Annotated in this window: 1 pseudogene; it reads left to right on the top strand. The window is 60.8% G+C overall.

From position 1 onward, the window contains the following. Positions 1-597 precede the first annotated feature (597 nt). A pseudogene (locus CG50_RS17575) lies at positions 598-701 on the top strand (YnfA family protein); the annotation flags it as partial.

The raw sequence follows: 701 nt of genomic DNA, 5'->3' as shown, positions 1-701 counted from the left end.
CTGAGCCGCGTCCCGGTTCCCGAACCGGGGGCAAAAGGGGGATGTCCGCCCCCCGAAAGCCGGGTCCTGAACCGGGTGGTGCCGGGCTGTCCGCAGCGTTTGTTAACAAGTTGCATTTCCTGCCAACTCTCACCCTGCCAGCTCTCACCCTGTCCGAGCCCCCTGAAATCTTCGGCGAAGGTATCGGGGGCGAGACGATTGGGTGAGGCGATTTCAGGCAGTCGCACCGGCAGTTCGTGCGCCGTGTGAATTGTGCGGGGCGCGCGAATTGCGATCTGCGCTTTGAGACGCGCGCACGCACCCGGGTCTGCGCAGATAATACGAATTACCAGATACAGGATGCGTGGAACGATAAGCAGGATCCGTGGCACAGGTTTCGTGCTGCGTGATACGACTTACGATTTACGATTTACGATTGGCGCGATGCGAGATGAGATAAGAGAGCGCCAGTTCCCGTTTCAGGCGCCGGATCTCGACATCCTTATCGGTCTCGCCTGATGCCGTCTTCGCGAACCTGCGCTTCCAGGCATAGAGCGAGTGCGTGCTCAACCGGCTCGACGAACTGCTGCCGTGGCAGTGGAGCGCAGCTCGCCTATGATGAGCGTCTTCGTCTCTATCGGCATGTATGCGTTGGCTGCTCTCGCCGAGATCGCGGGATGCTTCGCGTTTTGGGCCTGGCTGCGGCTTGACCGCTCTGCCCT

Source organism: Paenirhodobacter enshiensis (assembly GCF_000740785.1).
GTDB lineage: Bacteria > Pseudomonadota > Alphaproteobacteria > Rhodobacterales > Rhodobacteraceae > Rhodobacter > Rhodobacter enshiensis.
The sequence above is the reverse complement of the archived record's forward strand: the minus strand, read 5'-3'. Positions and strand labels throughout refer to the sequence as shown.